This is a genomic window from Maricurvus nonylphenolicus (assembly GCF_042854845.1).
Classification (GTDB): domain Bacteria; phylum Pseudomonadota; class Gammaproteobacteria; order Pseudomonadales; family Cellvibrionaceae; genus Maricurvus; species Maricurvus nonylphenolicus.
The window spans coordinates 833517-859060 of the sequence record NZ_AP031498.1 but is presented as its reverse complement, the minus strand read 5'-3'; the positions used below and the strand labels follow the sequence as shown (position 1 = coordinate 859060).

General features: G+C 48.0%; 19 protein-coding genes. 10 read left to right on the top strand and 9 right to left on the bottom strand.

The features are described 5' to 3' along the window. Positions 1–14: 14 nt before the first annotated feature. Positions 15–1661 carry an AMP-dependent synthetase/ligase gene (locus ACGHZ6_RS03610; RefSeq protein WP_390617432.1) on the bottom strand — a complete coding sequence of 549 codons (1647 nt, stop codon included), beginning with the start codon at positions 1659–1661 and terminating at the stop codon, positions 15–17. 186 nt (positions 1662–1847) lie between these two features. Between ACGHZ6_RS03610 and ACGHZ6_RS03605 the strand changes: the two genes are divergently transcribed. The 4 genes from ACGHZ6_RS03605 (at position 1848) to ACGHZ6_RS03590 (ending at position 7794) form a co-directional block, all read left to right on the top strand. Next, entirely contained in the window at positions 1848–2993 is a 1146-nt protein-coding gene (locus tag ACGHZ6_RS03605; protein ID WP_390617431.1) for an acyl-CoA dehydrogenase family protein, read from the top strand. Between the two features lie 93 nt (positions 2994–3086). Further along, positions 3087–4223, top strand: coding sequence for a CaiB/BaiF CoA transferase family protein (locus tag ACGHZ6_RS03600; protein ID WP_390617430.1), 1137 nt, complete (start codon positions 3087–3089; stop codon positions 4221–4223). Between the two features lie 178 nt (positions 4224–4401). After that, on the top strand, positions 4402–6792 hold the full coding sequence (locus tag ACGHZ6_RS03595) for a TonB-dependent receptor (RefSeq protein ID WP_390617429.1): 2391 nt from the start codon (positions 4402–4404) through the stop codon (positions 6790–6792). Positions 6793–7065: 273 nt separating this feature from the next. Then, positions 7066–7794: a hypothetical protein gene (locus ACGHZ6_RS03590; protein WP_390617428.1), complete on the top strand. Its 729-nt coding sequence runs from the start codon at positions 7066–7068 to the stop codon at positions 7792–7794. Between the two features lie 148 nt (positions 7795–7942). On the opposite strand, the gene ACGHZ6_RS03585 is transcribed toward ACGHZ6_RS03590, so the two are convergent. The 4 genes from ACGHZ6_RS03585 to ACGHZ6_RS03570 form a co-directional block, all read right to left on the bottom strand. After that, positions 7943–9910, bottom strand: a complete 1968-nt coding sequence (locus ACGHZ6_RS03585; protein ID WP_390617427.1) for an autotransporter outer membrane beta-barrel domain-containing protein — start codon at positions 9908–9910, stop codon at positions 7943–7945. Positions 9911–9986: 76 nt separating this feature from the next. Continuing rightward, positions 9987–12215 carry a TonB-dependent receptor gene (locus ACGHZ6_RS03580; protein ID WP_390617426.1) on the bottom strand — a complete coding sequence of 743 codons (2229 nt, stop codon included), beginning with the start codon at positions 12213–12215 and terminating at the stop codon, positions 9987–9989. A gap of 503 nt (positions 12216–12718) precedes the next feature. After that, complete coding sequence (locus ACGHZ6_RS03575; RefSeq protein WP_390617425.1) at positions 12719–13549, bottom strand: enoyl-CoA hydratase/isomerase family protein; 831 nt, start codon at positions 13547–13549, stop codon at positions 12719–12721. 204 nt (positions 13550–13753) lie between these two features. Continuing rightward, complete coding sequence (locus tag ACGHZ6_RS03570) at positions 13754–14410, bottom strand: TetR/AcrR family transcriptional regulator (protein WP_390617424.1); 657 nt, start codon at positions 14408–14410, stop codon at positions 13754–13756. A gap of 222 nt (positions 14411–14632) precedes the next feature. On the opposite strand from ACGHZ6_RS03570, the gene ACGHZ6_RS03565 reads away from it, so the two are divergent. From ACGHZ6_RS03565 to ACGHZ6_RS03550, 4 genes are read left to right on the top strand one after another with little or no spacing between them, the layout of a single operon-like run. Next, the gene (locus tag ACGHZ6_RS03565; RefSeq protein WP_390617422.1) at positions 14633–15838 is read left to right on the top strand and encodes an acetyl-CoA C-acyltransferase; all 1206 of its coding nucleotides are present in this window, start codon (positions 14633–14635) and stop codon (positions 15836–15838) included. Between the two features lie 12 nt (positions 15839–15850). Beyond that, a complete protein-coding gene (locus ACGHZ6_RS03560) occupies positions 15851–16306 on the top strand; it encodes a MaoC family dehydratase (RefSeq protein WP_390617421.1) in 456 nt (151 codons plus the stop codon). A gap of 29 nt (positions 16307–16335) precedes the next feature. Further along, complete coding sequence (locus ACGHZ6_RS03555) at positions 16336–17262, top strand: SDR family NAD(P)-dependent oxidoreductase (RefSeq protein WP_390617420.1); 927 nt, start codon at positions 16336–16338, stop codon at positions 17260–17262. A 35-nt stretch (positions 17263–17297) separates the two neighbouring features. Then, the gene (locus ACGHZ6_RS03550) at positions 17298–19097 is read left to right on the top strand and encodes an acyl-CoA dehydrogenase C-terminal domain-containing protein (RefSeq protein ID WP_390617419.1); all 1800 of its coding nucleotides are present in this window, start codon (positions 17298–17300) and stop codon (positions 19095–19097) included. 108 nt (positions 19098–19205) lie between these two features. Here ACGHZ6_RS03550 and ACGHZ6_RS03545 read toward each other — a convergent pair whose 3' ends face one another. Both ACGHZ6_RS03545 and ACGHZ6_RS03540 read right to left on the bottom strand, forming a co-directional pair. Further along, on the bottom strand, positions 19206–19805 hold the full coding sequence (locus ACGHZ6_RS03545) for a TetR/AcrR family transcriptional regulator (RefSeq protein WP_390617418.1): 600 nt from the start codon (positions 19803–19805) through the stop codon (positions 19206–19208). Between the two features lie 95 nt (positions 19806–19900). Beyond that, positions 19901–21493, bottom strand: coding sequence for a phytoene desaturase family protein (locus ACGHZ6_RS03540; protein WP_390617417.1), 1593 nt, complete (start codon positions 21491–21493; stop codon positions 19901–19903). 172 nt (positions 21494–21665) lie between these two features. Between ACGHZ6_RS03540 and ACGHZ6_RS03535 the strand changes: the two genes are divergently transcribed. Then, the gene (locus ACGHZ6_RS03535; RefSeq protein WP_390617416.1) at positions 21666–21986 is read left to right on the top strand and encodes an EthD family reductase; all 321 of its coding nucleotides are present in this window, start codon (positions 21666–21668) and stop codon (positions 21984–21986) included. A gap of 10 nt (positions 21987–21996) precedes the next feature. Here the strand turns inward: ACGHZ6_RS03535 and ACGHZ6_RS03530 are convergent, their stop codons facing one another. Next, positions 21997–22833, bottom strand: a complete 837-nt coding sequence (locus ACGHZ6_RS03530; RefSeq protein ID WP_390617415.1) for a TauD/TfdA dioxygenase family protein — start codon at positions 22831–22833, stop codon at positions 21997–21999. Positions 22834–22995: 162 nt separating this feature from the next. On the opposite strand from ACGHZ6_RS03530, the gene ACGHZ6_RS03525 reads away from it, so the two are divergent. Further along, positions 22996–24009 carry a helix-turn-helix domain-containing protein gene (locus ACGHZ6_RS03525; RefSeq protein ID WP_390617414.1) on the top strand — a complete coding sequence of 338 codons (1014 nt, stop codon included), beginning with the start codon at positions 22996–22998 and terminating at the stop codon, positions 24007–24009. On the opposite strand, the gene ACGHZ6_RS03520 is transcribed toward ACGHZ6_RS03525, so the two are convergent. Beyond that, entirely contained in the window at positions 24006–25538 is a 1533-nt protein-coding gene (locus ACGHZ6_RS03520) for an FAD-binding protein (protein WP_390617413.1), read from the bottom strand. The two genes, ACGHZ6_RS03525 and ACGHZ6_RS03520, sit on opposite strands and share 4 nt — an antisense overlap. Positions 25539–25544 lie beyond the last annotated feature (6 nt).

Here is a 25544-nt window from a genome sequence, read left to right as displayed (position 1 = left end):
TAGTTCACTTCTCTTTACCCTTCCTCAACAATAACACCTGAAACACTGTCACCCAGCTTTGCGCGATAAGCGCCTTCCAACGCTTTGCGTTTTATTTTTAAGGTTGGCGTTAGCACACCACCATCAACGGTCCAGGCTTTTCGCTCTACTAATAACGCGGACATTCTCTCATGCGCTGGAAGTGCATCATTCAGTTTGCCAAGCTCCTCGGTGAAATAAGCCTTAATTTCATCATCTGTTTTACCTGCAGCACTTTCCGCGACATTAACCACCGCAACCGGCTGCGCCATGCCATGACCGAAGACACAGGCTTGATCAACACTGGGCAGTTTATATATTTCTCTTTCCAACTTTTCAGGGTTAATAAACTTACCCTTACTGGTTTTAAAAATACTGCCCACACGGCCGGTGATCCACAGATTACCATTTTCATCCATACGTCCCAAATCACCCGAAGCGTACCAACCATCCTTTATCACTTCAGCGGTTTTCTCTGGTTCTTTGTAATAGCCCTTCATCAAACTTGGGCTCTTAAACAGAATCTCATTGTTTTCATCCAGCTTCACCTCAACACCCAGGCAAGGCTTACCCACACAACCTGGAATGGCAGGATCATCCGAATTCCAATAGGTACCATGGGCAAAAGTTTCTGTCGAACTGTATGACTCTCGCAATTGCAAACCAATCGCCGCATACCACTGGTGTAATGCGGCAGCAACCGGCGCCGACCCGGTAATACATGTCTTGGTCTGGCCTAAGCCAAGCATCTCGCGCACCATCAGCCTGTCAGCATCGGTTTCAATCGATTTACCTTGCGCGGCTAACGCGGCTTCAACACCTTCTTTAAATTTGTGCCATATCCGTGGTACGGCACCAAAAAAGGTGGGTTGTGTATCGTGAATTTCTTTGGCGAAAAACTCCAACCCGGCAGAAATCGATACTCGGGAATTCAGGTACAAGCTGGTTATTTCCAGCAGCGATCGCTCTGCGGCATGGGATAACGGCAGATACGAGATAGCACTCTCACGCTCATCCCCTTCTGCTTCATATTTAGGTCTGCCATAGGTAGCGGCTAACAACGGCGCCGTTTCAGACACCGAACGGTAGCTATGCATAACGCCTTTAGGGTTACCGGAGGTACCCGAAGAATAAATAATGGTACAAACATCATCTAACGCTGGTTGCGGAAACGCTCGCTGAGATGCCGTCTCGGCAATGATCACCTCCAGCGACACATCACATTCACTAGTTGCACCTCGTATAGCAACCGTGTCAGTTTGCTCAGGAAGCACTTCTCGAAGATTTGCCGCTTGTTCAAATTGCCCCGCAAACAACATCTTTGGCTCAGCATGCTTAAGAATGTAACCCGCCGTTTCTAAATCCTGAGCAGGATAAACAGGTACACTGATATTCCCAGAAAGCATAATGGCTAAATCAGCGATAAACCAATCAGCACTATTCGATGACCAGATAGCAATACGAGATCCGGCAGGGTACTCCTTTTTTACAATATAGGTCGCTAAACGCTTAACCCTGTCAGCCACTTGCGACCAGCTATAGTCAATCCAATCGCTACCTGTAGACTGCCTAAGGTATACCTGATCGGGAAAGGTCGCTGCCCAGTGCTCAAGCATCTGTAAGGGTGTTTTTATCGCTGTCATCTTTAGAGCTCCCGCTCATTATGTTGCTATTGATGAATTTACTATAAATAGCAGGGATTATAAGGCTATGACCTGTCAGGTTATAGAAGGCTTACTACTCGCTACCTAGCATAGTATTCAAGCGGACTGACATCCATTGGCTATGGTCCGTCTCAATGTTTACAAGACTATAGATGCGAGAAGACTATGATCCCTAGAACCATTTTCGAGCCTGAACACGAACTGTTTCGTGAGAATGTACGACGCTTTCTGGAAACCGAAGCTGTTCCCTACCAGGAACAATGGGAAGAAGACGGCAAGGTTAGCCGTGAGCTATGGCGTAAGGCTGGTGAGCAGGGATTCCTATGCCCTCTGGTCGCCGAAGAGTACGGTGGCGTGGCTGCAGATTTTCGCTATAACGCCATTTGTGCTGAAGAAATTGCCCGCCTGGGCCTGTCCGGTATTGCCTGGACATTGCACTCTGACATTGTTGTGCCCTATATCGAAAACAACGGTTCCGATTACCTGAAACAAAAATACCTTCCCAAATGTGTCAGCGGTGAAATCATTACTGCTATTGCCATGTCCGAACCCGGTATTGGTTCTGATCTGCAAAGCATGACCGCGACAGCAGAGCTGGTCGGTGATGAGTATGTCATTAACGGCTCCAAAACCTTTATCACCAATGGTCAACTGGCCGATCTGATTGTTGTCGCAGCAAAAACCGATCCAAGCGCGGGCGGTAAAGGTATCAGCTTATTACTGGTAGAAGATGGTATGCCGGGTTTCGAGAAGGGCAAAATTCTGAAAAAAGTCGGTATGAAAGCCCAGGACACCTCAGAGCTTTTCTTTAACGATGTCCGTGTGCCCAAGGAAAATCTGCTGGGTCAAGAAGGCCAAGGCTTTATGATTCTGATGCAGGAACTGGCGCAGGAACGTTTGTCTACTGCACTGTGCTCCCAAGGCGTGAGTGAAGCCGTGCTGCAACAAACTGTGGATTATGTAAAAGAGCGTAAAGCGTTTGGTAAACCGCTGGCCACCTTCCAAAATACCCAATTTAAACTGGCCGAGCTTGATGCTGAAGTCAGCGCCTTACGGGTATACGTCGATCACTGCCTGGCGCTACACGTTGAAGGTAAGCTCGACAGCACCTCTGCCGCCAAAGTCAAACTGCTGACCTCCGAGCTTCAGGGTCGCGTTGTCGACGAGTGTGTACAACTGCACGGTGGCTACGGTTATATGTGGGAATACCCGGTAGCACGCGCGTATGCCGATTCACGGGTATCGCGCATCTTTGCCGGCACCAGCGAAGTCATGAAACTGATCATTGGTCGCGAGTTACTAGGCGCTTAATTAGCGTCTATAAACTTTCTCTCTTTATTTCCTATGCATTACATTCCCGCGCTTGCGGGAATGGCGCTCTCCTATTGACCAAAGGACATCACTATGGGACCACTCAGTGGATTCAAAATCATTGAAATAAAAGGTATAGGGCCAGGCCCCTATGCGGGCATGATTCTGGCCGACCTGGGCGCTGAAGTCATCGTCGTAGAACGCGCCTCCAAACCTAACTCTATTGCCCCGCCATCGGCATTGGATATTCATTCACGCGGTAAAAAAAGTATTGCCCTGAATTTAAAATCGGCTGAGGGGCTGGCAACCTTATTGAAGTTGGTAAAAGGTGCCGACGCTATTTTTGAAGGTTTCCGTCCCGGTGTTGCCGAACGCCTGGGCTTTGGCCCAGAAGCGTGTCTCGAACAAAACCCTGCACTGGTTTATGGACGTATGACCGGTTGGGGACAAACCGGTCCCTTAGCCCAAAGCGCAGGCCACGACTTAAACTATATTTCCTTGACAGGTGCCGCTGCAGCGATTGGCTCGAAAGACAGACCTGTGCCGCCTTTAAACCTTGTTGGGGATTTTGCCTCCGGCAGTCTGTTTTTAGTCATGGGCATGTTAGCCGCGTTATTGGAAGCACAAAAATCCGGCAAGGGACAGGTTGTCGATGCTGCGATCAGTGACGGTTCTGCCCATTTGATGAGTGTATTTTATACCTTAAGTCGACTGGGATTTTGGTCGACAGAGCGTGGTAACAATGTGCTCGACGGCGGTCACCCTTATTACAGGGCCTATGAAACCGCCGAAGGAAACTTTGTTTCCGTCGCCCCCATTGAACCACATTTCTTCGCGGAGCTTGTGACCACACTAGGCATATCCAGTCATTTTATCCAGCAACAGAATAATCCTGAAAGCTGGCCCGAGATCGAATCTACACTTGAAGAGATTTTCAAAACCAAAACCCGCGATGAATGGGTAGACATTTTTGAAGGCAGTGATGCTTGTGTAGCTGGCGTGCTTAACTATGAAGAAGCCATCAAGCACCCACATAACCAAGCCCGCAAAACCTACATAGATATCGACGGTATCGTCCAACCCGCACCCGCACCACGCTTTAGTCGAAGTATATGTGACACGCCTGATGCGCCACACGCAGAAGGAAACGATACCGAAAGCGTATTAACACAACTTGGGTTGTCCGACGCGGATATACAAAATTTGCATAAGGTTGGCGCAATAACCTAACCCCAACAACCGCCGGCTATTGCCTATGACCTAGTAGGTCATAGAGATAATTCCGGCACACTTTATATTTTTACTTCGTCAGTATTGTTTAAGGGAGATCAATCACTGACGTGAATATGAGCGAAATCAGCAATCACCTAGATCGCCGCACAAAATTATAAAACAGAGAGTTTTTATCATGAATCCATCTAGAGCCAAACAACCTAACCTCGATAAACATACCTTTAAAAAATCACTACTGTCAGCTGCCATCTGTACCTATGCATTAGCAAGCCCACAGGTTCACGCCGAAGACTCTCAGAGCTTTGCTCTGGAAGAAATTGTGGTTACTGCACAAAAACGTGTGCAAAGTTTGCAGGATGTACCTATCTCTGTTTCCGCCGTTGGAGGCGAAAAACTGGATGATGCCGGCATTGAAAACATGCAGGATCTTTCTTCCTATGTACCCAACCTTCACGTTGTTGATGGCACCCTGACGCCGCAATTATTTATTCGCGGTATTGGCTCCGGTTCCAATCAGGGTTTTGAGCAATCTGTAGGGACCTATTCCGACGGTGTTTATGCCGGCCGTAGTTTGCAATCCCGAGCGGCGTTTATGGATCTTGAACGTGTAGAAGTATTGCGTGGCCCTCAGAGTATTCTGTTTGGCCAAAGCTCCATCGCTGGCGCCATTAGCTTAATCAGTGCCAAGCCCACCGATGAGTTTGAAGGTATGGTTGGCCTGTCTTACACACCAGAGTTTGGCGGCACCGAAGCTAACGCGGTCTTATCCGGACCATTAACCGACACCCTTAGCGCACGCCTGGCCATTCGCGATCGCCAGGAAGATGGCTATATGGATAACATTACCCTCGACGAAGAGGTTCCCAGTCAAGACGAGCAAGTTGCTCGCCTCAGCCTCGCCTGGGAAGCCGGTGATTTGTCTGCCGACTTTAAAACAGAAATCACCCGTCTTGATCGCAAGGCTCGCCCCATCACAGTTATCGATTTCGGTGTTTACCCAACCTTGGCGGCCATTGGCACCCATGGAGCTCTGACACAAACCACCGCTGAGGTGGGTTATGACACCTGGATTGATGCCGACAACGAGCTTGAATTTGATAGCGACAATTTTGTCCTGAGTCTGGAGTATGGATTAGGTGATCACACTCTGACCTCCATTACCGCATACAATGAATATGAATACCGTGACGAGAATTACGACGGTGATGGTACCGAAGTTGATATGCTGTTAATTAATATGGCTGAAGATTTCGAGCAATTTAGCCAGGAGCTGCGCTTAACTTCTCCAGGCGGTGAAACCATCGACTATATCGTTGGTGTCTTTTATCAAACCTCTGAACAGGAATATCAGGAAGACCCGACCTTAAGGGTATCAGCCCTGGGACTGGATGTTCTTAGCAGTCTGCCTGTAGGTCTTATGGATGTCAGCATTAATCGTGACTTTGCTCAGGAAGCAGAAACCTATGCAGCTTTCGGTCAGATGACGTGGAATATTAGTGAGGAATTACGACTCAATGTCGGCTTGCGTTATACCCACGACGAAAAGGATGGTGAGCGAGTTCAGGTCACCTATTCAGAAGCCTTCCCAGGTACACTGGCGGCTGATGTACCTATCGGAGGTGGTGCATTCCTGTCAGATGCTGCCGCCTCTGAGTTCAACCTGGCTGATCACAATCTGAAAGATGATTACAGCGAAGAAAACTGGACGCCAAGCTTTAGTCTGCAGTACGACATCACGCCCGATGTGATGCTCTATGCCAATTACTCAGAAGGTTACAAAGCTGCAGGTTTTGATGCGCGTGGTATTAATGGCTGGACGTCGACCAATGCATTCTCTGGCAAGTCAGGCACCCAGCTGGGTGGCGACAGTTTCTTCTTTGATCAAGAGGAAGCCGAAACCATCGAGCTAGGTGCAAAAATGTGGTTACTGGATGGCGCCGCAGAATTAAATATCGCCATGTACCACTCCGAATACACAGACATGCAAGTCAGTGTCTATGACGGTACTTTTGGTTATGCCGTACAGAATGCCGGTGAAGCACGTGTACGCGGTTTGGAACTGGACGGCCGCTGGCGCGCCACCGAAAGCATTACCCTGTCGGGTAGTCTGAGCTACCTGGATTTCGAGTGGACCGAATACACCGCAGCAGCCTGTAATGGTGCAGGTAATTTACCTGCCAGCCCAACATCCCCAGGTAACTGCGATTACACCGGCAAAGAGAATGTTTCTACACCTGAATGGACCTTTAACCTCAGTGCCAACCATGTAGCCTATGTTGGCGAGGGTATGGAATTACGCTCCACCCTGGATGCCAACTTTAAAGACAATCACTACACATCACAAAACCTGGACCCTCGCACCGAGATGCCGGGTATGACGCTGATCAATGGTCGCATTGCCCTGGCAGCCAGTGATGACAAATGGCAAATCGCCCTGACCGGTAAAAACCTGACCGATCGCGAGTACTACAACTACTCAGGCGCCCTAACGCAATCACAAACCGGCTTATTCGTAACTATGGCACGACCACGCAGTTTTGCGATTGAAGGCCAGTACCGCTTCTAACTCTCTTAGCATTTTTAATGCAGTGCACCCTCTGATTAGCTCAGGCTAATCAGAGGTTTTTTTATCTGGTGGCTATACATCTAAAGCGGTACTAAACTAACACTATTCACATCAAACCGCCGTTTACCTATGTTCAAACACTGCACGTATTACAGGCACACCTTCCTCCTTTTGTGCTGGTCAGTTTGTACCTGCTGTTTATTGTATGGATCTCAAGCTTTATCTCAGGCTGAAACCCGCATCCCCTTAAAGCTGCTCGTTCCCGAAGAATCCATGGGACCTTTTATCTCCAATTCATCAATCTCACCTACACCAAGCTCAAAGTCCGGGCTTATCAATCAGCTAGTAGAATCCTTTGAGAACAAAAAAAATTTACAGGTACAAACAATCACTCTTCCCACTCTCAGGATAATAGAGAAAGTCGCCAAAGAGGAGATAAAAAACTGGATTACCTTTAGCACTGATGGATCAGTCACCTTAATAGGTCTTGAAGAAGCTCCTGTCGAAGCTATTAGTAAAAGCGCTATCGCCATTCCTATTGCCGGATTTGAAATAAAGCTGTGGACTAATAAAAAATTCAGAAATCGCTATTCATCACTCAACAGCATAGAAAACAAAACTGTACTCATCACTAGAAATTTCCATTACACTGGCTTCACAAAACTTCAAAAAGAGTTGAAATTCAACAAGAAAAGCGCACCATCATTATTTTCTGCTGTTAAAATGTTGATAAGCGAGCGCACAGATTTCATTATAGCAAGTGCACCCACGGTATTTTGGAATCTGGACAACCTGTCCCTAACTGAATCAGACCTATACCCTCTCGAATTACCCGAACATTTAAGACTCTTCAGCAACATTTTTATTATGCTTGATCACAAGCTACCAAAAACATTTATTGACAACTTCACCAACCATATTAAGATCATGGAAAACAATGGCAAGTTGCAGAAAATACGCACCAAACTTAATTTACAGAAACCAAGAGTATTAACCCCATAAATCTTGCAATACAAGTTTACCCCAACATAGCGATCAGAAAATGTAAGAACTCCGTTCATAAAGGCAGCATGAGAATTACCTCTTGATTCTTAGCACCTTTCCTCAAGATTGGTAATCCTCTTCATTGAATTAATGCTCCAAATATATACTAGAACCTCAAACCCATACCTATATTGATTGATGTACTCTTATCGTCCCCATCAACATACTGATAACTAGCGGTCAGCAATGCTTCATTAGACAATCGATAACCTGCAGAAATCGACAAGGATAATTCATCATCAGAATCCTGCTGAACTCCCGGGAGCTCATAGCTATTTAAATTTAATGATCGAGAAGACATCCGTAACATCTCGGCATCATCATGATACTCATGCCTTAAACCCACTTCCGTATTTATCGTCAACTTGTTATTAGGGGTTACGAACCTCATAAACGCACCTATCTCTGATGTTAGCGATTCCTGAGTTTGATCATAAAATCGTAACGAAGTGGAACGCTGACTTTTTTCACTATAACCATCAACTTCAGATCTTAGATATCGAAAATTAACACGTGGGCCATAGGAGAACTGACTTATATCAGGTGCCAGGTTATAGATTGCCTCGGTAGCAAAACTGTAAACCGAGCCATCAGTACTCCCTGTTTCTGTACGGTGATGCTGCCCCAATTGAATTCCACGCTCTACATCATTAAAGTCGACATGAGCTACACCAGCCATAATATCCAGAAACCAGTTTTGATGATGATACTGTCCGAATGCCATTAAACCATAACCCTTCATAGGATACTTCGAGCTTCCGGTTTTCAGTTCATCATTAAATATATCCAGCATGACACCGCCACTCCACCGACTATCAATACCATAACGTATACCAATCGAACCCATATCATGACTTTGCTCTGCGTCAGCTGCACTGAAATTATTCCTGTACTTTATTTCACCAGCTTCCAAGTTTGTGAGCAACTCCCACTTACCAATGGTTCCTGCATCTCCGCGCGGCAACACCCGTAACTGTTGCTGCAAGCGAGATATATTGCTATGAACTGCGTTGGCAGCCATACGTGGTAACTGACTAACTTCAGCTGGAGCCTGAAGGAGAGAAAACGACAGATCGCCTAAAATTTGGTGGAAAGCCGAAGTAGGATGAACAGCATCATCAAACAGTAACTTACTGGGATCAGGATTTGCACTATTGATACCGTAAGTCGTATTCTCTACACAGGGTGCGCCACCTGTAAAAACGCTTCGATAACATGTGGTATACAACTCACTCCCTAAGTTGGCGAAACCATAGCTCTCCGGATTTTGAAGGATCTCAGTCGTTAACGTTGCCAAATCAATTGGAATTATATTTGCACTCGTATTACGTAGTGCTTCATAGGCGGCAACCTGAAATAAATCAAGCGCACCGACTAGCGCTTCAGCAGCACCAGGCGTCGCTGATAGTGTTGTAGCAAGAGGCAAATATTCGAATGTTGGCAGAGTGACATACATAATGTAGTTAGCGCCAGCTTCTGACAAAGCCTCCATACCTACACGTAAATTATTTGCTGCAATACCTGCTGATATCGCATCAGTAACAGCCCCCTGAAATATATCATTGGCTCCACCAGATATAACAACTAATGTATTGCCATCAATTCTAGGATTATCCACCAAGTACCCATTACGGGTATTAATACCTAAACCACCAAGCTTGGCCCCAATGACAACAGAACCATCTACATCAACAATCGACGATAAAATTTCGTCTGTGCGATTACCACCAACAGCATAGTTAGTACCAACCACCACATCGGTATCTAACGGTGTCGAAGGTCCTAAATACCCAAGTCCCAGTAGCTCAGCCAATCGCTGGGTGTTTACCTGACCAGTCACTCCCAGCACATCAGGTTCTGTAAAACGCAATCCTGAGCCAGGAGCAGCAGGATCTACATATTGACCACTATCTAATAAGCTATCCCCAAATACTATCAGCTCACTATAAGGTGAAGATATAGCATCCGCAGAAACCCCACAGAATACACCAAACATTAAAGCCGCTCGAAAAACACGTACTTTTATACAGCAAGAAATGAAACAAGAGAAATAATTTACTTTTTTATTTTTCATGACATGAAGACCATTATTTTTATTATTATTTCGTTAGATAGTCGCCAAATGATTGGCAACTATCTCAGTTTAAGCATTAGTAGTTGTAAGTCACCTCAACGCCGTATGTTGTTCCTTTACTTAACGGCGAAAACGTCCCAAAAGATAACTGTGTATCGCCACCATGCTTCACTTCATCTTTTAAGTTTTTACCGTATAGACCAATCACCCAGTGATCGTCATTAGAGTAGAAATCAACACCCACATCCAAAATTCTCTGAGTATCGATATAACCGAGATTGTTATCGGTATAGGCCGAATCATCACGGTAGGCGTAATTAATACGTGATGACATGGAGCCCCAGTCGCCGATTGGCATTTCATGGGTCAAGCCAACACTGTAAGTAAGCTCTGCGGCACGGGGGATATCAAGCTTCTCATCCAGACTGTCGACATTGCCATCACCGTTCAGATCGAAGCTGACATCGGTATATTCAGCATTGAGCCAGCCGATTGACGCGGTTAAAACCAGCTGATCGGTCAAGGCGTAGGTACTATCCAACTCTATGCCGTATAGCTCAGCATCCGCCGTATTACGTATAATTTGAACAACGCCAAGTCCGTCCGCCTCATTAATTTCCCGCTGCATATCCTGAATGTCGTTGTAGAAGATCGCACCGTTTAAACGACCGCGCTCACCCAGCGACATTTTGAAGCCCAGCTCGAAACTGTCCACCTGCTCCTCGTCGAAAGGACCCGGGCCATTATCTGGATCGGTTGCGGTATTACGCAGGTTATAACCACCCGAACGGAAACCGCGAGACCAGTGACCATACACATTGACCTCTTCACTGATGTGATAGTTGAAGCCCAATTTGGGTGAAAAGCTGGTCCATTCTTCATCATCCTGGAAGTCAAAGTCGCAGGTGCCGCTTACAACATTACAGGGCGAGTTAACATTAAGATTCAGAGATGCGATGTCAGCTTCTTTTTCCTCTTTGGTATAACGGGCACCTGCCGAGAGGGTAAGATTTTCTGTAACATCATAATCGCCGGCAATAAAGACACCCATGGATTCAACATCATAATCACCGCCGCCGTCTTGGGTGGTTGTGCCGCCGCTAATGAGTCGACGCTCTGAGTAATTAATTTCGTTGGTGAAGTAATACAAACCCGTGGTCAGCGTCAGGTTATCGTTAAATGTTCCGGCGTAACGTAATTCGTTACTAAACTGCTCGGCATCGGTCCACGCCTGAGAATGAAAAATAGAAAGCGCGGTGCCATCAACATCCAGCAGGGCTTCTGACGTATAGTCACGCCAGCCAAAGATATTGGTAACGGTGCCATTACCGAAGCCCACATCCCAATCAACCTGAGTACTGAAGAAATTAGTGCGAGAATTTAAATAGCCGGTTTCATTAATCGCGAACTTGTGACTGTCACGATCAAAGGTTGGCTGACCAAAGGCAAGGGTAGGATTCACACCAGACGCATTGGTATGGTTTTGCGCTGCAGGACCGTCATTCTCTGATTCACTGTATTCATAACGGACAACAATGCTAAGGTCTTCACTGACATCCCAAGCCAGGGTTGCACGGGCCATATCGGTATCCGCCTTACCATGCTCTTTACCCGTCGCCTCGTTTTTAAACCAGCCATCGTCATCATTGGTATAGACGGCCAATTTTGCCGCCAGCGTTTCCGTCAGCGGCCCACTGACATTAGCCATCACATATTTATTCAGGCCTTCCCCGCCACCCTCAAGGGTTACGCGCGCACTGGCTTCAAATTCCTGACCGGGCAATTTAGTATTTAGCAGAACCGCACCACCGGTAACGTTGCGCCCAAACAGAATACCCTGTGGACCACGCAGCACTTCGACGCTTTCCAAATCGAAGGTATCAAAAATAATACCGTTATTGAGGCCCATATAAACGCCATCAACAAACACACCAACGGTAGGATCAATGGAGGGAATTGAGCTGTTAACCCCCAAACCGCGAATAGAAAAATTTGCCGTACCTTTTGTCGTCCCCACATCATCCAACGCAACATTGGGCATACCCACAGACAAACTGGTGAGATCTCGAACTTTCATCGCCTCCAGCTGATCACTGCCATAAGCGCTGACCGACAGAGGGACATCCTGTGCTGACTCTTCCCGCTTACGCGCGGTAACAACCACTTCTTCCAACAAGGCTGATAATGCATTGCCTCCAGCATTTTCAGCTACCGAGCTAAAACCAGTACCTGCCAGTACCAATCCCAGCGTAAGAACACTGGTATGACTGCCAAGACGAGGATAGATTTCAGTTAAATTTTTCATAGAACGCTCTCTTCAGATATTTTTATAATACGTCGTGTTTTCGATCTGCTTTCTCTCTGTTTTCACTCTATTTTCTATGTGAGTCACATACTGGGTTTATCGCAGTCAGAAAGGTCCTCCTGTATTGATAGGGTTCATAAATAATTTATTCCGCGTTCAGCGACTTGGGGAAAAGTCGACAAGCTAGTCTCATACCTCGTAAAACGCATAAAGACCGCAAAGAAAGATTCCAAATATCGATCGAATTCAGTTCCAGCAATGCCGACTGTTGGTTATAAATTTGAGCGTTACGCTCAATGATCTGAGTGATCAACATGCTTTGCCTCTCTACAAAAATACGCCTAAAAATATAATTGCTTGACGCAAACAAATATGTTTTTAGGCGCAATCCCCCCCAGACCGGAAACACCTAGTCCCGTCGGATTTACTTCAATTCATTTACTGTGGCTTGAACATCAGAATCGCATTCAAGCCAGGATGGCAGCGTTATTTACGCTGCCTTGTTATTTACCTTGATAATGGGGATCACGTTTTTCCAAAAACGATTGAATCCCCTCCTGATAATCCTCACTGTGCTGAGTTACTACCAGTTGATCAGCATCCATATAACTCACCGCATGGTTAAGCGCATTTGCCGCGACATTGATGGATTGCTTGCACATGCGCACTGAAATCGGAGGCAGTTTTTCAACGCCCTTTGCAATCTCCAGAGCCTTTTCAAGAGACTTACCCGGTTCACTGAGATAATCAGCCCAACCCCAATCGAAAGCCTGCCGAGCCGATACCTTCTCGGCCAGAGCAAACATTCTTTTGGTTTTTGCCGGGCCAATTAAATTCACACTTCGCGGTACACTTTGCCAGCTCATATTCATGCCCCTTTCAATTTCAGGCACATACAGAACACTGACTTGTGCGCACACGCGTAAATCCAGTGCTAAGGACAGCGCCACACCGGCACCGACACAAACACCTTCAATGGCAGAAATCGTGATTGCCTCAATCTCTTCCCAGGCCCGGCACATCTTGGCACCGATCGCGGCCCCACGGCGTAATTGCTGCAGATCTACACTGGCTGGATCCAGCACACTGGGGTCACTCAGGTTCATACCGGCACTGAAGATCTGCGGCTGCCCGGTAAGAATCACTGCCGCGATATCCATATCCTCTGCAACCGCATTGGCCAACAACGTCAATTCCTGCATGGTTTCCAGGCAAAAGGCATTGGCTTTATGGCCGGTACTGAGATGAACAATCAAGGTTTTGCCGTCTCGTTCCAGCACTAGACGCTTACATTCGGTTTGTTCCAATGGGCGTTGGCCCGCCAGATTATTCATGTCGGAATCCTTTACTGAGACTATGCCAGAAGAAATTTGCTTGCCTCAAACAAGTATATTTTTAAATAAAATTATCGCTCGCTTAACGATAAGTCAATAAGAAAATTTTCTCTTAACCGCGTAAGTTCGTTCGGATCGCACCATAAAAAGTGCTAACCGATTGAAAAGGATAGAAAAGTTAAAGCAGGTTTCACTGCTCGGCAATCATGCCGTTGGACGCAAGATCAGTAACATCTGACGCTTAATATCGCCCATCAAGCTGGCGATATCCACAGACTCTGGGTTAACCACCCACTGGTAACTCAGGCCAAACATGGTGGAAATAAAATGCATGGCGAAATGATCCGCATCGATATCCTCGGCTATCTCACCATTGTCCAGCGCTTGCTCGACCAGGCGCTTAATATCCCTGCGGGCCTGGCGGTGAAACGCCGCCAAGCCTTCTTTCATCGCCGAGGAGGAACCCACGGATTCAAACCAGAGGATATACATCACCCGGGCATCATCCGGATACTGATTAACATAGGAGGCAATGGCGTCCATCCGGCTGACTAATGCCGCCAGGCCCTGCTTATTCCCGGCTACACTCTGCACCTCTTCCACCCAGATATCGCGACAGCGATCTGCAAGCTTCAGAAACAACGTCTCTTTGTTACCAAAGCGGGAGTTTGCCAGCCCACGACTATAACCGGCACGCTCCCCCACTTCTTTCAAGGTGGTTTTTTGCGTGCCCACCTCAAGAATCAAGGCTTCGGTTGCCTCAAACATGCGACTGTCAGAGAGCTCTGTACGCTCAAGGTGAGTTCGGCGCTGAGCTTTTACAGGCGTGGTAGAGGATTCGGAAGTTGGCGTTGACGACATAGAGATTAAGGCTGAATACAGTTGTTTCGCGCAAGTAAACCGTATCAACCGAGCCGGGTCAAGGCAGCTCCCGGTAAACCGCCTGGCTTGGCAAGCCTAAAAAAAACCGCTATAGTTTTATTTGCTTGCTTCAAACAAGTATATTTATACCCACAGGAGCCAAGCAAAAGCATAAGAGCAATCGTTTTAATAACTCCATACCGTTTACCTGAGAACAGACCTATGCGCGAAGCCGTTATCGTATCCACCGCACGCACCGGGATGACCAAAGCCGTCCGCGGAAGTTTTAACAACACCCACCCGGTAACCCTGGCTGGCCATACCCTGCAACACGCCATTAGCCGTGCAGGTATCTCTGCTGAGCAAGTAGAAGATGTGATTCTCGGTGTCGGCCTGCCAGAAGGTGCAACGGGATCCAATATTGGTCGCAACGCCGCCATTAAAGCGGGCTGCCCCGTCAGCAACTCGGGCGTTACGGTAAACCGTTACTGTTCTTCCGGTTTGCAAGCCATCGCCTTTGGAGCTGGCCGTATTATCAATGAAGGAGTACCCGTCTTGGCCACCGGCGGTGTGGAATCCATCTCCATGGTGCAAATGTCGGGCAAGATGAATATGCATAAGTTGGTGGAACCGGAACTGATGAAAACGCACCCGGCGTTGTGGATGTCGATGCTGGAAACCGCCGAAGTGGTCGCCGAACGTTACAACATCAGCCGCGAGGCGCAGGATGAATACGCCCTGCAAAGCCAGATGCGTAATGCAGCGGCGCAAGAAGCCCGTTTGTTTGATGAAGAAATTGTGCCGCTTGCTGTTGAGTGGGCCAAGTTTGATAAAAACAGTGGCGAGACTGAACTAGTCAAACACACAGTCAGCCGCGATGAATGTAACCGCCCGGATACCACCCTCGAATCCTTAAGCGCTCTGGCACCAGTCTTTAAAGATGGCATGACCATCAAAGCGGGAAAAACCGTCACCGCCGGTAACTCCAGCCAAATGTCCGACGGCGCCAGCACCGTCATTATGATGGAAGCGGCAGAAGCCGCACGCCAGAACCTGCAACCTCTCGGCGCTTTCCGTGGCTTTGCCACCGCCGGTTGTGAGCCCGATGAAATGGGCATTGGCCCCGTGCTTGCCGTACCTCGACTGCTACAACGTGCAGGTCTGAGCATTGATGACATTGGTTTGTGGGAATTAAACGAAGCCTTTGCCTCTCAGTGTTTGTACTGCCGTGATGAACTGGGTATCGATCCAGAAAAATACAATGTAAACGGCGGCGCGATTGCCATTGGCCACCCCTACGGCATGACCGGCGCGCGCTCTGTGGGCCATGTATTGTTAGAAGGTAAACGCCGCGGTGTTAAGTACGCCGTCGTCACCATGTGTGTCGGTGCCGGTATGGGCGCTGCCGGTCTTTTTGAAATTTTTTAACGAGCGATAGCAATGAACGCAGTAAAAAGTCATGAGTTGCCGTCGCTGGTTGGTCATCAATCAGAACCCAGTGAATGGTTTGAGGTGACTCAGGAGCAGGTTAACCAGTTTGCTGACACCACACTGGATCATCAATTTATTCATGTTGATCCAGTAAAAGCCGCTGAGACACCTTTCGGTGGCACTATCGCCCACGGCATGTTGACGCTGTCGCTGATCGCCCACTTTGCGGAAAGTTTTTCTGTAAAAGTCGACGGCATGAAAATGGGTCTGAATTATGGTTTTAACAAAATTCGTTTTCTCAACCCGGTAAAAATGGGCGCCCGTATTCGAGCGCAAGCCAGTATTACAGAAGTTGACGAAAAGGCCCCTGGCCAACATCTGTTGACCTACAGCGTTACGGTTGAGATTGAAGGCGAAAATACCCCTGCAATGATTGCCGAATGGTTATGCCTAGTCATCGCCTAACGAGAGAGATTAATTAAAGGTTTAACGTTATGAGTATTCGATTCGATAATCAGGTGGCTATTGTCACCGGTGCCGGAAATGGTTTAGGCAAAGCCCATGCCCTGTTTCTTGCTGAACGAGGGGCCAAAGTTGTCATTAATGATCTGGGCGGTTCACGCGATGGCAGCGGCCAGTCTTCAGAAGCAGCGCAAGCTGTTGTGAAATTAATTGAAGAGCGCGGCGGTGAAGCTATGGCACACGATGCCAATGTCGCCGACTTTACTGAAGTGCAGGATATGGTTCAGCAAACCATGGCGCGCTGGGGCCGTGTAGACATCCTGATTAATAACGCCGGGATTTTACGGGATAAAACCTTCAGCAAAATGTCACTGGATGATTTTCGATTGGTGATGGATGTTCACCTGATGGGTTCGGTCAACTGCACTAAAGCCGTGTGGGATATTATGCGTGAACAAAGTTATGGCCGTATCGTCATGACCACTTCCGGCAGTGGTATGTATGGCAACTTCGGCCAGGCCAACTACGGCGCCGCCAAAATGGCGGTACTGGGCTTAATGAATACACTGGTGATTGAAGGCGCGAAACATAATATCAAGGTCAATGCCTTGGCACCTGCGGCGGGTACTCGCATGACCGAAGAACTTATCCCCAAGGAAATGTTCGAACTGATGACACCCGAGGTGGTCGCGGCTGGTGTAATGACACTCTGCGCTGAAGATGCCCCCAATCGTCAGATCCTCTGTGCCGGTGCCGGCGGTTTTGCCAGTACTCACCTCTATGAAACCCAGGGTACCTATATTGCACCGGACCAACTTACCCCTGAAGCCGTACAGGCAAACACTGAAGCAATTTATGCCCGTGAGGGTGAAAAAGAAATGCAAGCCGCCAGTGAACAATCCATGAAGTTTGCCCTGCAAGCCATGCAACACCACGGCATAGAACTGCCGAATAGCTAATACCATTCTTCGGGTAACGATAAAGGTTAGATATTATGACTGAATACACAGCCCCCTTACGCGACATTCGCTTTGCCTTGAACGACGTACTCGATTTCGGCTATCACTACGCCACTATACCCGGCGGAGAGGATGCAACACCGGAAGTCGTAGATGCTATTTTGGAAGAGTTTGGCAAACTCTGTGAGAACACTCTAGTTCCCCTGTATCGCAGTGGCGATGAAGAAGAGTGTCAGTGGCAAGATGGCGAGGTCACAACGCCCAAAGGTTTTAAAGCTGCCTATCAGCAATATGCTCAGGGCGGCTGGCCTTCTCTGTCCAGCGATATTGATTACAGTGGTCAGGGACTACCCTCTTCCTTAAGCCATATCACCGGTGAACTGGCGGCATCCGCCAATATGGGTTTCGCCCTGTATACCGGCGGTCAGTCTGGAGCTATTGAAACGCTAGCCGCCTTTGGTTCACCTGAGCAGCGCGATCTGTATGAACGCAAACTGATTGAGGGCGAATGGAATGCCACCATGTGTTTGACAGAGCCTCACTGTGGCACCGACCTGGGTTTACTGCGAACCAAAGCAGAACCTCAGACTGATGGAAGTTATGCCATTACCGGCACCAAAATTTTTATTACCGGCGGCGAGCACGATCTGACAGACAATATTGTCCACATTGTGCTGGCCCGCCTGCCCGATGCCCCGCAGGGCACAAAAGGTATATCGTTATTTATCGTGCCCAAAGTAATGTCAGATGCCGAAGGCAATTTAGGTGAGCGTAACAGCGTGTACTGCGGCTCCATTGAACACAAGATGGGCATTAAAGCCAGCGCGACCTGCGTGATGAATTTTGACGGCGCCACCGGTTATCTATTAGGCGATGTCAATCGCGGCTTAATGGCGATGTTTACCTTTATGAATGCTTCCCGCATTGCTACTGCGACTCAAGGGGTTGCCCATGCAGAGCTGGGGTTTCAGAAATCTCTGGCCTATGCTCGCGAGCGTTTACAAATGCGCGCCCCTAATGGACCACAAAATCCGCAAGGGCCTGCAGACCCTATTATCGTTCATCCGGATGTCAGACGTATGCTGCTAACACAAAAAGCCTTCGCCGAAGGCAATCGCATGCTGGTGTATTTTCTGTCAAAGCAGCTGGATTTATCTGAACGCGGTCAGAATAAAGAAACACGCCAGCAAGCCAAAAACCTGCTTGACTTGATGACCCCTATCGGCAAAGCCTTTGCCTCTGAAACCGGATTCGAATCCGCCAATTTGGGGTTACAGTGTTTTGGTGGTCACGGCTATATTCGTGAATGGGGCATGGAACAAAACGTACGGGACGCCCGTATTTCCATGCTGTACGAAGGCACGACTGGTGTACAGGCACTGGATTTATTAGGCCGAAAAGTGCTGGGCTCCGGCGGTGTAATGCTGAAAACATTTACCGATCAGATTCAGTTTTTTTGTCAAAACGAGTCGAGCAATGAAACGATTAAGCCTTATATCAATAAACTTAATCAGCTAATCGAAGAATGGCATCGACTGACCAAAACGATTGGTGACAAGGCCTTAACCGATGCCAACGAAATCGGTGCTGCCTCGGTGAGTTACCTTATGTTTTCCGGTTACATTTGTCTGGCTTACTTCTGGACTCAAGCTGCGGCTGCGGCATCACGTAAGCTGGATGAAGGTAGTGAAGACAAGGACTTCTATCAGTCAAAATTAACAACGGCGCAATTTTATTTCGACCACGTGTTACCGAGAACAAGAACCTGTGTGGAAACTATCAACGCCGGTGCAGAAAGTCTGATGGCATTAGACGCACAACATTTTCAGTTCTAACTACTGAGGCACTCTACCCACATTTTTTTGCTGTAGCTTTTGGCCGGTCTCTCCTGGCGCTTTTATCTCCTCCTGTTGCAGAAACGCTTCTGCATCAGGAGGGGCTTTTTAGGCTAAAAAGCCAGACAAAATTTGATCAAACACCTTCCGCTGCATCACCTTGGCATCCCCCGTAGACCAATCAAAGTTGTGGGACAAATGTAACGCGGCCAAGCCTGTACTCTGGGCCAGCATAGCCACGGATATCTCGTAGACATTGCCGTCTTTAAAATAACCTTCGCTAATACAGTCTTGTACCCGATCCATTAAGAAGCGGAAAGAAGGCAGGGATTCCTCCTTGATCACTTCCTGCATCTTAAGGTTATTCATGGGGTTTACCGTGAGGAAGATCAGCTCGAAGTAGGCACTCTGCTCGGCAGCAAAATCCAGATAGGCATCAACGGTTAAAAAGAAACGTTCTTTAGCGTCCGCACCTTTTAACCCCGCATACAAGTAACGGGAAAAGGTACGAAACGCCTCCATCAACAGCTCCTGCTGCAACGCCTCTTTATTTTCAAAGTGGCGGTAAATCGCCATGGGCGTAATACCCACTTCTTTGGCAATACTTCGCATACTGAGGCCCTTGTCACCAGACTCCAGGTACTTTTCGCACGCAATCCGCAGAATACTCTCTTTGGTGCTGCCGCTGTCTTTTTTGTTGCCTGCCATAATTTCAAATAAGGGATTTGATAAGTTTGTGAGCTTGTAGCGCGCATTCTACAGCAACTGGCGCCACTTCACCCTCTTGTCATCGATGGATTCCGCTAGCCCTTGGCAATTTCTCCGGCGATATCCTCACCCAAGATCCGTGATGAGGTGATAACACCGGCCATTAAGGCGCTGATAACGCCATCGGTGGTTACATCCTGACCGGTAAGGTAGAGGCCATCAATGGGGGTATCTGCCCGCAACCACTGCTGCTGGAAGCGTTCTGGCGAGGCCTCAATACCCATAAAGTTACCGGTATCGCGACGCAGGAAGTTTTGATAGGTCACCGGTGTAGAGACTTCAAAATAATCCACATGCCCTTCAAGCTGCGGAGCATAGCGATACAACTCAGCAAACATTCGCTGGGCAATATCCTGCTTTAACGCTTCATAGTCTTCACCGCGCTTTTTCCATGGCGTGCCTGACCATTGTTTAAAGTGCTCAAAATCCGTGGCACAGAACATTTCAATGGTGGATTTTCCCTCGAAGCGCTCATCCCAACTTGGATCTTTAGCTGATGGGAAGGTAATAAAACTCCACGGGAAAGGCGCATTAAAATCGCGCTTATGGCGTTCGACATTACCGTCTAGATCGTTACTCGGATGCGCCCAAATATTAGCCCCATGCAGACCCAGCTCTTCTGCGCTTTTATTAAAACCAATATTTAAACCCACAGCGCAGTAGGCTTGCTCAACCTGATCCAAACCATCCATCAAAGTGGTTTTATGCTGACTGGCCTCAGGTACCAGCTTAGCGAAAGTATTATTCACACCCGCATTACTGATGACCGTGCTTGCCGAAATCTCTTCGCCACTCTTGAGCTTTACCCCAATGGCCTTCTCACCATCCATCAAAATGGTTTCCACCTCGGCACTGTAAAAAACATCGCCACCGGCTTTTTCAATAATGGGCACAATACTTTTCGCCAGTGAGGCCGCGCCACCGCTCGGGTAATAAGCACTCTCCATATAGTGGCGTACCAACATGGCATGCATGGCAAACGCACTGCGCTTGGGTGGCAAACTGTAATCACCGTAGTTACCACAGATAACGGCAATCAATTCCTGATTATCGGTCAGCGAGGACAACACCTCGTAGGTGGTTTTATTGGCGTAGTCCATAAATGGCCCAGCCAACTCATCGTGCAGCTGCTCGCTGAGTTTTGATGGCATCGCTTTTAACGCAAAGTATTTTCGCGAGGTACTGACAGCCAACTGCATCAGGCGCATATACTCATCAATAGCCGCCGATTCTTGCGGGAAATATTCTTTGAGATTGGCAGCGTAAGCACCCGCGCCCTGATAAAACGGATACTCTTTACCGGCCACATAGATACGGTTATAGACTTCGGGCATAGGCTGCCAATCGATGCCGGACTGGGTGACATAATCAAACAACTTATGGGTCATGGTGCTTTTACTGTGCATATCGCCGATATAGTGCAAGCCGATATTCCACTCATAGCCCTTCCTGGCATAGGCATGGGTACAGCCGCCAATAATATTATGTTGCTCAAGCAACAACACCTTCTTGCCCTTTTGTGCCAGTACCGAAGATACACTCAAGCCGCCCATACCTGAACCTATAACGATCGCATCATAGTGTGCGTCCAAGGCCAAGGCCTTAAAACTCTTACCCACGTAAGTCACTGAAATTCACCTCTCATTGCTGTCTTTTTAAATTAATGTATACTGCTGTATACTTTTCTGTCAACAGAATATGAGTAAATGGATATAAACAGAATATAAACCCTTATATTTACTACATATAAGGTATAAACATAAGTATACACATGAATACAAAGCTGCAAAGGTATTGACTATGACGATCAAGATGCATATCTGCTACGAGAACACGGCCAGCGCCACCTTTGATGAAGACTACTTCCTCAGCAAACATATACCGCTGGTTAAATCGGCTTTTACGCCGCATGGTTTGGGCAATATCGAAGTCAAAATATTGCAGCCAGGCCTGCAGGGTGAAGAACCACCCTACAAGGCCATCACTGAACTTACGTTTGAAGACCGCCAGGCACTGGAGACTTGCATGAAAGCGGCAGGACGTGAAGTGACAATGGATGTGAAAAACTATACCGATATCAGACCGGTCAGTTTTGTTGCCACCTCTAACGAGGTGGCTTAATCAGGGGAGATTAGGCGACTACCGTTCGGTGCAGGATTCTTTCATAACCTTCATAACCGCCATTGGCTTTATGCAGTACCGAACGGTTATCCCACATCACCACCATACCCGGTTGCCACTTGTGGGTGTATTGGAATTCTTCGCGGGTTTGCCAGCTGTAGAGATCCATTAACAACTGCTGCTCTTCTTCCGGCGCCATACCCTGAATACCAATGATATATCCAAAGGTGCCGTAAACGGCTTCCTCGCCGGTTTCCGGGTGCTTGCGAATGATTGGGTGGGGTTGTACATCATTGGCAGATTCCGAGGTTTTAATTTTAAAACCACGTCCGGTTTCACCCTCGTTCTCGCCGTATAAACCATCGGGGGCATAGGCCAGCTTGGCAGAATGCAGCGCGTATTTGCCCTCCAAACGCGCACGTAATTCAGCCGGCATATCTTTAAGAACTTTATGTTGATTAATAAAACCGGTATCGCCCCCATGGGGTGGAATTTTTAAACCGTGCAGAATAGTAGCCGCAGGCGGTTGTTTACCAAAGCTCCAATCGGTGTGCCAACTGTCGGCAAAAATCGGCGTGGTTTCATCGGCGCCACGCCTTAGCTCGATAATATTTTCGCGCCCTTCGATCGAGGCGATATAAGGGTCACCGGCGAACTCACCAAAGTACTGGCTAAAGCGCTCCAGATCATCATCGTCGATCGATTGCTCAGGGAAGACCAAGACATGGTACTTGAGCCAAGCCTGGCGAATGTCTTTAATCGTGTCGCAATCCAGAGTCTGGGATAAATCCAGTCCCTCAATTACGGCACCACAGGCCCCGTCGGTAGGTGAAATCTGTAATGTCATCAGCTGCCCCTTTTTATTCTCTCTCCGTCGCTGTTATTTACATCCTCAGGATCTAACTATGCGCTCTTATCTGTAGGCTGGCATTAGTGATTTGCGCAATTTATTTGCACTTTGCGACACCTATATAGCCAAACGGTGTACGCCTATGGCAATCTTGTCGTTATGGAACATCTTCATATTAATAACCTTTGGATCAACGGCTTGCTGCAGGCGTTTGCCCAATTGGGGCTGGATACGGATGCCTTGGGCAAAGGTATTGAAGGAATTTCTGACGGCAAGCTGGCCCAGGGCCATCAGCTGGATCTGGTAGACGCCCGAACCCTCTGGCACCGGGCAGTGAAACAATGTGATGATCCTTTGCTGGGAGTTAACGTCGGGCTGATCAAAAATCCACGGGCCTCGGGCGTGTTAATGCCCATCCTCTTACACAGCCCTACCACCCGAGCTGCACTTGAACATGTAGCGCAATTTCAAACTCTGATCAGCGAAAGTGGTTATTATCGAATCCACAACCCATCACCAGATAGCAATACCTCTATTGAGTATGAATATATCCCCGCAACCAGTTCGGTCAGTATTAACCCTCAGCAGGTAATGTCGGTTATTACCAGTACGCTGATGATGGTCAAAACGGTTTCCAATGATCGGATTAATGCTGACAAACTCTATGTCCCTCCTGGCATGGATACCGCCGCTATTAGCAACGCGCTGGCTTGCGATGTAGAAACGCGCGAAGGCAATCTGGCAATACGTATCCCCAGCGCTGATCTTGATACCCCCATCGTCGGACGCGATGAGCATCTATATCAACTGTCTTTAGGTTATGCGGAAGGTTTATTACGAGCCAAGCGCGCCGGTCAACATCTGATCGATCAGATAAAAAGCGCGATTGATATCGAGCAACCGGCGCAAGTCAGTATTGAAGATGTAAGCGCCCAACTGGATCTTCATCACCGGGGTTTGCAGCGCAATTTAAAAGAACAGGGCACATCGTTTCGGCAACTGAAAGAAAGTTTGTTGAAAGAGCGCACCCTGGAGCTATTGGTATCACAACGCCTCGATGTTGATAGCATTGCAGAACAACTCGGTTACTCGGATGCCAGCACCTTTCACCGGGCATTTAAGGCGTGGTTTGATGTCACGCCCAAACAGTTTAGGGAACAAATCGGTAGTTAAGCGGAGGCGTGCTGTGCGGCAATACGACCGAAACACAAACCGCGCAATACCGAGGTACCTACCGTGTAGACACCGTAATGCATGCCCACGGTTTCACCGGCGGCATACAACCCCGGAATCACTTCACCACTGGAATTAATCACCTGGGCTTTACCGTTGGTGCGCAGACCGCCATGGGTGAAACAAATAGAAGAAATCGCCGGGTAGCAGTAGTAAGGCGGTGTATCGATCGGGGCGGCGTAGTTTTCCTTCGGCGGGAAAACACCTTCGGTACCCGCACCATCAAACAACTGGTCGTTGACGATATCAATCTTCTCAAAGTCCATGGCGCCATCGCGAAAACCACCCAGCATGCGATTAACCTTGTCGGCATTCACACAGGCATTGTTGTAGTCTTCAACGGTTTTCTTCAGCTTGGCAACCGGGATCATCATGTATGCAGCAAGCTCTTCCAGAGAGTCTGCTTTAACCGGCGGCTTGTCGGTACGGATACCGTACTTCCAGCCACACTCGGTATCATCTTCCAGCTTCTGATCGTAAATGATGTAACCAATACCACCGGGCTGACGGGTAATTTCGGCAGGCACATCTTCTTGCCATTCAAAATAGTTGTTCGGTGCCTCATCCATAAAACGCTCGCCCTTCTGGTTGACCATAATGCCAAAGGGCCAAACGTTAACCATGGCTTCCTGCAGACCGGTACGCGGGTCAACCACCTGCTGGTGGCAATCGGACCAGTCACCAGCGGCACAGGCATTAACATCCATCGCCATGCGCAGACCTTCACCTTTGTTGTAGTGACCACCTTTAGCAACCGGACGCATATATCGGGTTTCCTGGCCCCCGAATTGTGCGAGCATCTGTGGGTTACCCTCAAAGCCACCAGAGGCCAGCACAACCTTACCGTAAACTTCAATTGTCTCGTTATCTTTGCCGCTACAGCGAACACCCACAACCGTGCCGTTTTCTTCGATCAGTTTGTGTGCCGTGGTCTCAAACAGGAACTCGCCGCCTTGAGCTTCAATCTTCGGTACCAGATTCTCAATGATCGACAAACCACCACCGTAAATTTTCACGTAAGGCAGTGTTGGCAGGCAGAAAGGAATGGTTTCTGTTTCCTTCGGATTAATTTGCACACCTTGCTGCGTCAGCCACTCTAAAGTCGGCGGCACGGCTTCGGCAAAGGTGCCCAGCAACTCCGGGTCAACAAACGGTGTGGTTTTGGCCAAAGGCGACCAGTTTTCGTAATCGTTAACCGTTTCAGCTTCGATATCCGGATCAACGTGGAAGCCTTTGTTCATCATGGCATAAGACATATAGAAGGTATCGTGTAATTCAAAACCTTCCTGATCTGGACCGCCGTTTAACAGCAGGTTGGCTTCGGTCCAGCGGGTGTTGCCACCCATGATATCTTTAGGGGATCGCTCAATATTAATCACACTGGAACCGGCTTCCAATGCGGTTAAGGCACAACTTAAACCCGCTGCGCCACAACCAATAATCACAAGATCTGCACTATGCTTTTGCATGTATTT

Excerpts from the sequence above, each read along its gene's own strand:
- ACGHZ6_RS03610 (WP_390617432.1), bottom strand. The coding sequence starts at position 1,661 with ATGACAGCGATAAAAACACCCTTACAGATGCTTGAGCACTGGGCAGCG.
- ACGHZ6_RS03605 (WP_390617431.1), top strand. The coding sequence starts at position 1,848 with ATGATCCCTAGAACCATTTTCGAGCCTGAACACGAACTGTTTCGTGAG.
- ACGHZ6_RS03600 (WP_390617430.1), top strand. The coding sequence starts at position 3,087 with ATGGGACCACTCAGTGGATTCAAAATCATTGAAATAAAAGGTATAGGG.
- ACGHZ6_RS03595 (WP_390617429.1), top strand. The coding sequence starts at position 4,402 with ATGAATCCATCTAGAGCCAAACAACCTAACCTCGATAAACATACCTTT.
- ACGHZ6_RS03590 (WP_390617428.1), top strand. The coding sequence starts at position 7,066 with ATGGGACCTTTTATCTCCAATTCATCAATCTCACCTACACCAAGCTCA.
- ACGHZ6_RS03585 (WP_390617427.1), bottom strand. The coding sequence starts at position 9,910 with ATGAAAAATAAAAAAGTAAATTATTTCTCTTGTTTCATTTCTTGCTGT.
- ACGHZ6_RS03580 (WP_390617426.1), bottom strand. The coding sequence starts at position 12,215 with ATGAAAAATTTAACTGAAATCTATCCTCGTCTTGGCAGTCATACCAGT.
- ACGHZ6_RS03575 (WP_390617425.1), bottom strand. The coding sequence starts at position 13,549 with ATGAATAATCTGGCGGGCCAACGCCCATTGGAACAAACCGAATGTAAG.
- ACGHZ6_RS03570 (WP_390617424.1), bottom strand. The coding sequence starts at position 14,410 with ATGTCGTCAACGCCAACTTCCGAATCCTCTACCACGCCTGTAAAAGCT.
- ACGHZ6_RS03565 (WP_390617422.1), top strand. The coding sequence starts at position 14,633 with ATGCGCGAAGCCGTTATCGTATCCACCGCACGCACCGGGATGACCAAA.
- ACGHZ6_RS03560 (WP_390617421.1), top strand. The coding sequence starts at position 15,851 with ATGAACGCAGTAAAAAGTCATGAGTTGCCGTCGCTGGTTGGTCATCAA.
- ACGHZ6_RS03555 (WP_390617420.1), top strand. The coding sequence starts at position 16,336 with ATGAGTATTCGATTCGATAATCAGGTGGCTATTGTCACCGGTGCCGGA.
- ACGHZ6_RS03550 (WP_390617419.1), top strand. The coding sequence starts at position 17,298 with ATGACTGAATACACAGCCCCCTTACGCGACATTCGCTTTGCCTTGAAC.
- ACGHZ6_RS03545 (WP_390617418.1), bottom strand. The coding sequence starts at position 19,805 with ATGGCAGGCAACAAAAAAGACAGCGGCAGCACCAAAGAGAGTATTCTG.
- ACGHZ6_RS03535 (WP_390617416.1), top strand. The coding sequence starts at position 21,666 with ATGACGATCAAGATGCATATCTGCTACGAGAACACGGCCAGCGCCACC.
- ACGHZ6_RS03530 (WP_390617415.1), bottom strand. The coding sequence starts at position 22,833 with ATGACATTACAGATTTCACCTACCGACGGGGCCTGTGGTGCCGTAATT.
- ACGHZ6_RS03525 (WP_390617414.1), top strand. The coding sequence starts at position 22,996 with ATGGAACATCTTCATATTAATAACCTTTGGATCAACGGCTTGCTGCAG.
- ACGHZ6_RS03520 (WP_390617413.1), bottom strand. The coding sequence starts at position 25,538 with ATGCAAAAGCATAGTGCAGATCTTGTGATTATTGGTTGTGGCGCAGCG.